The sequence below is a fragment of the Tissierellales bacterium genome (genome assembly GCA_035301805.1).
GTDB lineage: Bacteria > Bacillota > Clostridia > Tissierellales > DATGTQ01 > DATGTQ01.
On sequence record DATGTQ010000227.1, the window covers coordinates 1 to 10,026 of the forward strand.

A 10,026-nucleotide genomic window follows, 5' to 3' on the forward strand; every position below is an offset into this window, starting at 1 on the left:
TGCTATTTTATCACCTTTTGGCAGAAGTGTAAAGTCTTCATATGTAAGAGAACCCGTAAATAGGAGTAGGAAAAAGTAAATTATCCCCCCAATACCTATTGCAACAATTGTAGCTAATCTATCTCCAATTAGCTTAGAAAACAATACATGAGAAGCTTTTGCAACAATTGCCATACCTATTGCTGATATAAGAGGCTTTATAAATACATCTTTTGTATTTATTTTAGCTTTAGTATATTTTTTTACACTTATTAAATCTAATACACAAGCTATAAAATAGGCTACTACAGTACTAAGAGCTGCCCCTTTTACATTAATGCTAGGTATAGATGTAAGTACAAAAGTTAAAAATATTTTTACTATAGCCCCTATCCCTAAATTTCTTACAGGTATTATAGGTTTTCCTAATCCTTGAAGAATTGCCGTTAGAGACTGAACCAATGTTAAAAAAATTACTCCTAAAGCCATTACTTGAAGAATCTCTCCCGTACTTAATAGTTTCTCCATAGGATTTCTAAAATATAATAATCTAATAATAGGTTTAGCTAAAATAAATAATCCTAAAGCACTTGGCAAACCAATAAGTAATGTCATTCTTATACCTGAAGAAGTAATATTTTCTATATCTCTTTTTTGGTTTCTAGCATGAGCATCTGATATAGCTGGAACTAAACTAACAGCCAAAGCTAATGAAAATACTTGAGGTAAATTTACTAAGGTTTGAGCTAAACCTTTCATTTGACCATAAAGATCATTGGCCTCAAATTCTGTAAAACCTATAACTTGTAACCTTCTAAGTACAATTGCCGCATCTATAGTATCCATAATAGGAACTATTGCAGAACCAATAGTTATAGGTATAGCAATAATAAGTAAATTCTTTATAATTTTCCCTGTAGTCTCTTCTTCCTTACTTATTGATGATTCTATTTCTTCTCCGATACCACTTCTTTTTGATATATACATAGCAATTACTGTTATTGCACCAGCAATTGCACCTATAGAACCACCAAGGGATGCCCCTCCTGCTGCAATGGGTATACCTTTATCTAAAAGATAATATGTTAAAATCAAACCAAATCCTACTCTAAAGGATTGCTCAATTATCTGTGAAATAGCTGTAGGCGTCATAGTCTGTCTTCCTTGAAAATATCCCCTAAAAGCCGACATTAAAGGCACAAAAAATAAAGCTGGCACCAAAGCTACTAAAGAATAATAAGCATTTCTATTTCCTAATGCTTCGACAATACTTTCAGCATTTACCAATACAAATACACTAGTTACTACCCCACATATGATTAACCCTAATAACGCTACTTTAAAAATTTTATGAGCCCCTTTATGATCTCCTAGTGCTCTCTTTTCTGACACAAGTTTAGCAATGGCAACTGGAAACCCAGAAGTAGATATAGTAAGTAGCAAAACATATAAAGGGTAAGCTGTTTGATAGTAACCCATTCCTTCTGTTTTTATTATATTACTAATAGGTATTCTATAAAAAGCACCTAGTATTTTTACAATTACACCAGCAATACTTAGAACAGCTGCTCCCTTTAAAAAATTTTCCTTAGTCATTGTATTTCCTCCTGTTACTCCTATTTTTACTTATTATCCAGTATTATTATATCAAAATATTATTTAATATAGTACTATATTATAACAAATATTAAATATTAAATAAAAAAAATAGACTACCTAAAAGGTAGACTATTTATGTTTCCATTTGCTTTGCTAAAAATCCTGCAGCAGTTTCTGCTAATTTCACCTCCACTTCTCCCATGGTTATATCTGGATCCTTAGATAAGAAGGTGACTGTTCCAATTGGATCCCCTTGCATAACTATAGGTGCTATTATTTGAAATGTATATTCTTCAAAATTTACATCTTCATAAACAAGTTTAACTGGTTTTGTATCTTCAGTAGTAATATGGACATTTCTATTCTCCATTACCTCTTCTAAATCTGGACTTACTTTCTTTTCTAAGTAATCTTTTTTTGACCCTCCAGATACAGCTATAACAAGATCTCTATCAGTAATAACTACAGTATGATTTGTAGCTTCATATAAGGACTCACAGTACTCCGTAGCAAATTCATTCAATTCCCCTATAGGTGAATATTTTTTAAGTATTACCTCACCTTCTCTATCAGTAAAAATCTCTAATGGATCACCTTCTCTTATTCTTAAAGTACGTCTAATTTCTTTAGGTATTACAACTCTTCCTAAATCATCAATTCTTCTAACTATTCCAGTAGCCTTCATTTTTTGCCTCCTTACGAAGTTTTATATTGTGTATATATTATTTTACTATTGCCAGTATTTTATACATCTATAGGAAACTAAAGTTAAAGTATTTACATTAAATGAAAAAGCTTTGTAGAATCTTCTACAAAGCCTTTTCTTATTTATTTTCCTTATTATCTTTTTTATCATCTTCTAAATAAATTTCTACCTTAGCCTTTTCCTTAAGTCCTTCAATATATTCTTCATATCTTGCATCTTTTAAAACTTGCAATACTTCATCTTTTAAATCATTATACTCTTCCATTCTATCTTCAACTTTAATTATATGATAACCATGTTGAGACTTAACTAAATCACTTACTTCCCCAGGCTTTAATTTAAATGCTACATCTTCAAATTCTTTTACCATTTTACCTTTTTTAAAATAATTTAAGTCACCACCATTTTGTGCTGAACTTTCATCAGTAGATTCTTCCGTCGCTAAGGTTTTAAAGTCTTCACCTTCATCTAATTTTTTCAAAATTTCCTTTCCTTTTTCTTCTGTTTCTAATAAGATATGGCTAGCCCTTACTGATATAAATTCATCTTTGTTTTCTTCAAAATATTTTTTAGCTTCCTCGTCAGGTATTTCTACATTTTCCATAAAATCTTCCGCATGTTTTTGATGAATAGATACATATTCTAACTCTTCCTTAAATTCATCTATACTAACTTCATTTTGTTCAAGAACATTTTTAAAATTCTCTTCTCCACCATATTGTTGCTCATACATACTTAATGCTTGTTTTATTTCTTCATCATCTGCTTTAATATTCTTTTTATTAGAATCCTCTAAAACTACTCTTTTTTCTATGAAAGTTTCAAGATAATTATTAAATTCATCCATAGGCATCTCTTCACCATTTACCTTTATTACTATCTTTTCTCCTTCTCCTCCATTGGAAGTTTGACTACAGCCTGCTAAAATAAAAACAAATAGACTAATAATTGATACCATAATTATAGTTTTTTTATTAAGGCTCATAAAAATAACATCCTCTCTATTTTTTATACGACTATTCATCTATTATATATTATTTTCCTATTTAATGTAACCATTAATTCCCCAATAAGGTCTTCTTATTACCCTAAGGGAGAAAAACATCCTAGTTAAAACTGTAAAATATCGCCTTACCTTTATACTATTGCTCCCTTTTAGATACTGCCTCTTTATTAATAAAGCTATTAATTTCTTCTATTAATTCTCTAAGGCTCAATATAATATCTTTCCTAGCTATAAACTTAAAAATCGGCTTATAGCTTAAATCAAATATTATTCTTCTTCCATAGCCTTTAGATAATGTACTCACAAGATCAGGTGTAATATAAGAATGGGATTTAAACTCTAGTATTATCTTATTTCCTTTTTGCTCTATATTAGTTATATAAGATTCCCCAGCTAAATGTTTAATATATGAAATATTCATTAGATTATCCACTTCTTTTGGTACATCCCCAAATCTATCTATAAGTTCATCTATCATTTCTTCATAATCCTTCATATTTTCTATGGCAGCTATCTTTTTATATATTTCAATTTTCTGTTCCTCTTCTACTATATAATTCTTTGGTATGAAACCATCTACATTTAAGTCTACTGTAGTTTCAATTTTTTCTTTCTTTTCCTGTCCTTTAAGCTTTCTTACTGTTTCGTTTAAATATTTTACATAAAGATCATAACCTATTGCTTCTATGTGCCCATGTTGTTCTACCCCTAATAAATTACCTGCCCCTCTTATTTCTAAATCCCGCATTGCTATTTTAAAACCAGAACCAAATTCAGTAAAATCTTTAATTGCTCTTAATCGTTTCTCAGCCACTTCAGAAAGAACTTTATCTTTTTCATAAGTTAAATAAGCATAGGCTATTCTATTAGACCTTCCTACTCTCCCCCTTAATTGATAAAGTTGGGATAAACCCATTTTATCAGCATTATATACTATCATAGTATTTACATTTGGTATATCAAGACCTGTTTCTATTATAGTTGTACATACTAGTACGTCGTATTCTCCATCTAAGAAACTTAACATAACATTTTCCAATTGTCTTTCACTCATTTGTCCATGGCCTATTGCAATACGGGCTTCGGGTACAAGTTTTTTCAATCTAGATGCCACCTTATCAATACTTCCAACTCTATTGTATACAAAATATACTTGCCCACCTCTACTAATTTCTTTAATAATAGCATCTCGTACAATTTGATCATTATATTCTACCACATAAGTTTGTATAGGGTATCTTTCTTCTGGTGGCTCATCAATAATACTCATGTCCCTTGCTCCAACTAAAGACATATGCAAGGTTCTAGGAATTGGTGTAGCCGTAAGAGTTAAAATATCTATATTTTCTTTTAATTGTTTTAATCTTTCCTTATGCTTTACCCCAAATCTTTGCTCCTCGTCTACAATTAATAATCCTAAATCTTGAAATTTTACATCTTTAGAAATCAATCTATGAGTTCCTATAACAATGTCTACTGTACCGTTTTTTAATCCACTTATTATTTCTTTTTGTTCCCCAGGGGCTTTAAACCTACTGAGCATTTCAACATTTATAGGGTAGGATTCAAAACGTTCCATAATTGTATTATAATGTTGTTGTGCCAAAATAGTAGTTGGCACTAAAAATGCTACTTGTTTACCCGAGGTAATAGCCTTAAAAGCCCCTCTTAAGGCTACTTCTGTTTTTCCATAGCCTACATCACCACAAAGTAATCTATCCATAGGTTTTGGCTTTTCCATATCCTTCTTTATTTCATCAATACTTCTAAGTTGAGCATCTGTTTCTTCATAAGGAAAGGCATCTTCAAATTGGGATTGCCAAGGCGTATCTTTGTCAAAAGCAAATCCCTTAACCTTTTCCCTTTTAGCATATAGCTCAAGTAAATCTTTAGCCATATCTTCAACAGCCTTTTTTGCTTTTACTTTGGTTTTTGCCCAATCTGAACTACTTAATTTATTAATTTTAGGCCTGACTCCATTTCCCCCTATATATTTTTGAATAGAGTCCATTTGGTCTACAGGTAAATATAATTTATCATTACCTCTATATTCTATAGTTAAATAATCCTTTTTAATTCCTTGTATATCTAATTGTTCAACTCCTTTATATTGACCAATACCATGAGCCTCATGTACTACAAAATCATCTATTTTCAAATCAGAAAATGTTTTTATCTTTTCTCCTAATTTTTTTAAAGGTTTTGAAACTTTTCTTTTTACTTTACCAAATACCTCTTTATCACTTATAAAGGCTAATTTCCCAAAAGTATATTCAAAGCCACTATTAATAGAAAAAGGTATAATAAATACCTGACTAGATTTAATTTCTCTATATACATCTTCTACAAAGACAGCCTCTATACCTTTTCCTCTTAAAACTTCTTCTAACCTTTTCCCTCTGTCTTCCGTACCAGCAAATATTATTGTTTTATATCCTTTATACTTATAATGATTTAATTCTTCTATTAGAAAATCTATTTTATTGTGGAATGGCTGCATAATTTTAGTTGTAAAGTTAATTATAACTTTGGGAGCATAATTAGGATTATTTTTTAATAATGAAGTCGAAGTTATACAAATTTTATTTTTCAAGGAATCTAAAATTAAAGAATAGTTAAAATAAATATTTTTATGTTGAGATAATAATTCTCCTCTCTCAAATACATTAGTAAAATTCATTAAAAATCTTTCTTCCATTTCCTTGACCTTTTCTTCAATTCTATCTAGTTCATCTATTAAAACAATACTATTATTATCAAAGTAATCTATAACATTATTTAAATACTTATTAGGTACATAAGGCACAACCATATCTGTATTTACAATTGATAAATTCTCTTTTAGCTTACCAATATAATTTATGAACTTTTCCCTAAGATTATCTTTTTCTCTTGAGTTTAAAACAGTTTCACCTATGGTTTTATTTAAATCCCTTTCCATTCCCTGTATAATACATTCTTTATATTCCTCTAGTATTAATATTTCTTTTACAGGAGGAATTATAGTCCTCTCTTCCCTCTTTATAGACCTTTGATCCCTTATGTCAAAGCTTCTAATAGAATCAATTTCATCCCCAAAAAATTCAACTCTATAAGGGTTTTTACTATTCGGTGGGAAAAAATCTACAATACCTCCCCTAATACTAAATTGTCCAACTCCCTCTACTTGAGTTACCCTTTCATAGCCTTGAGATATAAAGTTTTCAGTTAACCTCTCTAAAGTTATTATTTGCCCATACTCTAATTTAGTAGTATATTTATTAAATAAATTCTTAGACAATACTTTATTTAGTAAAGCCTCTACATATGTAACTACTATTATGTTTTCTCCTTCATTAAGTCTTGATAATACTTTTAATCTTTCGTATATACCCTCTTGACTAAAAGCCTCCACATCGTATAAAAGAATCTCTTTACCATTAAAAAATTCTACCCTATCATCTTTATAATTTTTTATATCTTCAAATATCTTTTTAGCTTTCAATTGATCAGAAGTTACTATTAAAATTGTTCTATTTTTATGCTGATTTAAGACATAAGCGAAATGCCCTATGCTTCCTTCGCTTAAGCCATGGATAGCTATAGGGGTAGTTTCATTGTCTATGCTTTCTATAAGTTCCATATATGGTCTCATATTTAATAATGGATCTATTAGCATATTTTTCTGCATCCTACCAACTCCTTAGTTAACACCCTAAGCCCAGGAAAGCCTGGGCTTAGGTATCTATTCAATTAAATTCATTCATAGCTTTGTTTATATCTTCTATTATTATGGTTTCTACGGCCAATGCTGCTTCTTCTACTGCTTTATTTATATCCTTTTTTTCTTTACCTGAAAACTTACTCAAAACATAATCTGCTAAATCTTGTCCTTCATAAGGCCGACCTATTCCGATCTTTATTCTAGGGAAGTTATTATTTTTCAGTTGACTAATTATTGATTTTAACCCATTATGGGTACCTGCACTTCCTTTTCTCTTTAAACGAATAGTCCCAAATTCAATATCAATATCATCTACTATAACAATAATGTTTTCTATAGGTACTTTATAAAAATTATATATACTTGATACAGCTATACCACTATTATTCATATATGTTTGAGGTTTTAAAAAAATTACTTTTTCATTATTAATTCTTCCTTCTCCATATAGTGAGTCAAACTTTATCTTATTTACTTCTATATGGTTTCTAGATGCCAAGTAATCTAAAACATCAAATCCTATATTATGTCTCGTATTAGTATAGCCTTTACCAGGATTTCCTAAGCCAACAACTACATACAAATACATCCACCCCTTGTTTAATCATCAAACAATTCACTTACAGAGGCATTTTCATATATTCTTCTTATAGCTTCAGCAAATAGCGGAGCTACACTTACAACCTCTATTTTCTCTATTTTCTTTTCTTTTGGTAAAGGAATAGTATCTGTAATAATAAACTTCTCTATTTCAGAATTTTCTATTCTCTCTACTGCAGGCCCAGAAAGAACTGGATGAGTAGCACAAGCATATACTTTTAAGGCCCCGAAGCTTTTTAGTACTCTAGCTGCTTCAGACATAGTCCCTGCTGTATCTATTATATCATCAATTATAACTACGTTTTTTCCTTCTATATCTCCTATAATATTCATTACTTCAGAAACATTTGCCTTAGGTCTTCTTTTTTCTATAATTGCAATAGGTAAATCAAGTAAATTTGCAAAATTTCTCGCTCTAGTTACTCCTCCTAAATCAGGAGACACTACTACAGTCTCCCTATCTATTAGATCCTTAAAGTATTCTGCCATTATTGGAACGCCCCATAAATGGTCTACTGGAGTATTAAAATAACCTTGAATTTGTCCTGCATGTAGATCCATAGTTAACATTCTATCCGCACCAGCAGTAGTTATTAAGTCTGCTACAAGCTTAGCAGTTATAGGTTGTCTTGGCTTTGTCTTTCTATCCTGTCTTGCATAGCCATAATAAGGCATTACTGCATTTATTCTAGCCGCTGAAGCTCTTTTAAGAGCATCTATAAGAATTAATGCTTCCATTAAATTATCGTTTGCTGGTGGACAAGTTGGCTGTATAACGAATACATCGTAACCTCTTACCGTTTCATTAATATCTACTGTTGTTTCTCCATCACTAAATGTTCCTACTTTACAGTCCCCCAAATGAACTCCTAATTCCTTACTAATCCTTTCTGCAAGTTTTCTATTTGCATTACCAGTAAAAATCTTTATGCCTTTCTTATTTAAATTCATCCTCTGACTCCTCCTAATACTTAATTATCATCGTTAAAATCTTTTTTAGTAGCCCAGTCCTCTTTATTTACTTGTCTTCCTCTTGCTATTGATAATGCATTTGCTGGCACTTCATCAGTTATCGTAGAGCCGGCAGCAACATATCCTCCTTCTCTCACAGTTACCGGGGCAACTAGATTAGAGTTACTGCCTACAAACCCGTTGTCTTCAACAATAGTTTTTTGCTTTACTTTTCCGTTATAATTTACAAAAACTACTCCACAACCTATATTAACATTTTTCCCGACAGTTGCATCTCCTATATAAGATAAATGACTAGCCTTTGAATAGTCTCCTATTGTAGAGTTTTTAACCTCTACAAAATCCCCAATTTTTACACGTTTTCCTATATTGCTATTAGGTCTTAAATAAGCATATGGACCTATCTTACTTTCCTCACCTACTGTACTATCTAATATAGTAGAAGTTTCTATTTCTACACCATCCTTTATATTAGAATTAACAATCTTTGTATTATGCCCTATTATACAATCTTCACCTATTATTGTGTTTCCTTCTAATATTACTCCTGGATAAATTACAGTATCCTTTCCTATTTTTACTGTATCTTGTATATAAGTGTTATCAGAATCTATAATAGTTATACCATTTAACATATGTCTTTCATTTATCCTAGCTCTCATCATTTTTTCCGAAAAAGCTAATTGAACTCTTGTGTTAATACCATTAATTTCTGTTGAATCATCGATTACATAGGCACCAACTTTATAACCTTCCTTTTTAAGAATTTCAATTACATCTGTTACATAGTATTCACCTTGAGCATTATCATTGTTAATTTTGTCTAGTGCATCTTTTAAAAGCTTCCCTCTAAAACAATATATTCCTGAGTTTATTTCTTTTATTTTTTTCTCTTCAACAGTTGCGTCTTTTTCTTCAACAATTCCTACTAATTCTCCAGAATCATCCCTTACTATTCTACCATATGCAGTAGGATCATCAAGGACTGCAGTTAAAACTGTTCCATCAAATTTTCCCTTTTCATGATATTCTATTAAACTATTAATTGTATTTTCAGTAATTAATGGAGTGTCACCATATAAAATTATTACATTACTGTCATTATCAATATAGTTTTTTGCCTGCATTACGGCATAACCTGTACCATAGGGTATGTTTTCTCCAATAGGTTGTTTTACAAAAACAACATCTTCTTCCTTAAAGCACTTCTCTACCTCTTCTCCTCCATGGCCTACTACCACTATATTCTTTTTTATAGCAGCATTTTTACTGGCATCAACAATATAACTAAGTATAGGTTTCCCGCATACTTTATGTAGAACTTTAGATTTATTGGATTTCATTCTTGTTCCTTCACCTGCTGCTAAAATTATAGCAATATTCATATATAACACCTCTACTTTTGTTTTTATCCATCCAATAATATTTTATACAATTTAAATTATAAGTCCATACCTAAAT

Annotated in this window: 7 protein-coding genes; all 7 read right to left on the reverse strand. The window is 30.6% G+C overall.

Annotated elements, in window-relative coordinates; all coding sequences use genetic code 11:
* Nucleotides 1-1,575 (reverse strand): polysaccharide biosynthesis protein (locus tag VK071_11525; GenBank protein HLR35940.1); only part of this gene is annotated, 1,575 nt, incomplete at its 3' end.
* Nucleotides 1,576-1,711: 136 nt separating this feature from the next.
* Nucleotides 1,712-2,263, reverse strand: coding sequence for a stage V sporulation protein T (gene spoVT / locus VK071_11530; protein ID HLR35941.1), 552 nt, complete (start codon nt 2,261-2,263; stop codon nt 1,712-1,714).
* Between the two features lie 139 nt (nt 2,264-2,402).
* Nucleotides 2,403-3,269, reverse strand: coding sequence for a peptidylprolyl isomerase (locus VK071_11535; protein HLR35942.1), 867 nt, complete (start codon nt 3,267-3,269; stop codon nt 2,403-2,405).
* A gap of 157 nt (nt 3,270-3,426) precedes the next feature.
* Complete coding sequence (gene mfd, locus VK071_11540) at nt 3,427-6,960, reverse strand: transcription-repair coupling factor (protein HLR35943.1); 3,534 nt, start codon at nt 6,958-6,960, stop codon at nt 3,427-3,429.
* Nucleotides 6,961-7,018: 58 nt separating this feature from the next.
* Nucleotides 7,019-7,582, reverse strand: coding sequence for an aminoacyl-tRNA hydrolase (gene pth, locus VK071_11545; protein ID HLR35944.1), 564 nt, complete (start codon nt 7,580-7,582; stop codon nt 7,019-7,021).
* 11 nt (nt 7,583-7,593) lie between these two features.
* On the reverse strand, nt 7,594-8,544 hold the full coding sequence (locus tag VK071_11550) for a ribose-phosphate pyrophosphokinase (GenBank protein ID HLR35945.1): 951 nt from the start codon (nt 8,542-8,544) through the stop codon (nt 7,594-7,596).
* 20 nt (nt 8,545-8,564) lie between these two features.
* A complete protein-coding gene (glmU, locus tag VK071_11555; protein ID HLR35946.1) occupies nt 8,565-9,950 on the reverse strand; it encodes a bifunctional UDP-N-acetylglucosamine diphosphorylase/glucosamine-1-phosphate N-acetyltransferase GlmU in 1,386 nt (461 codons plus the stop codon).
* Nucleotides 9,951-10,026 lie beyond the last annotated feature (76 nt).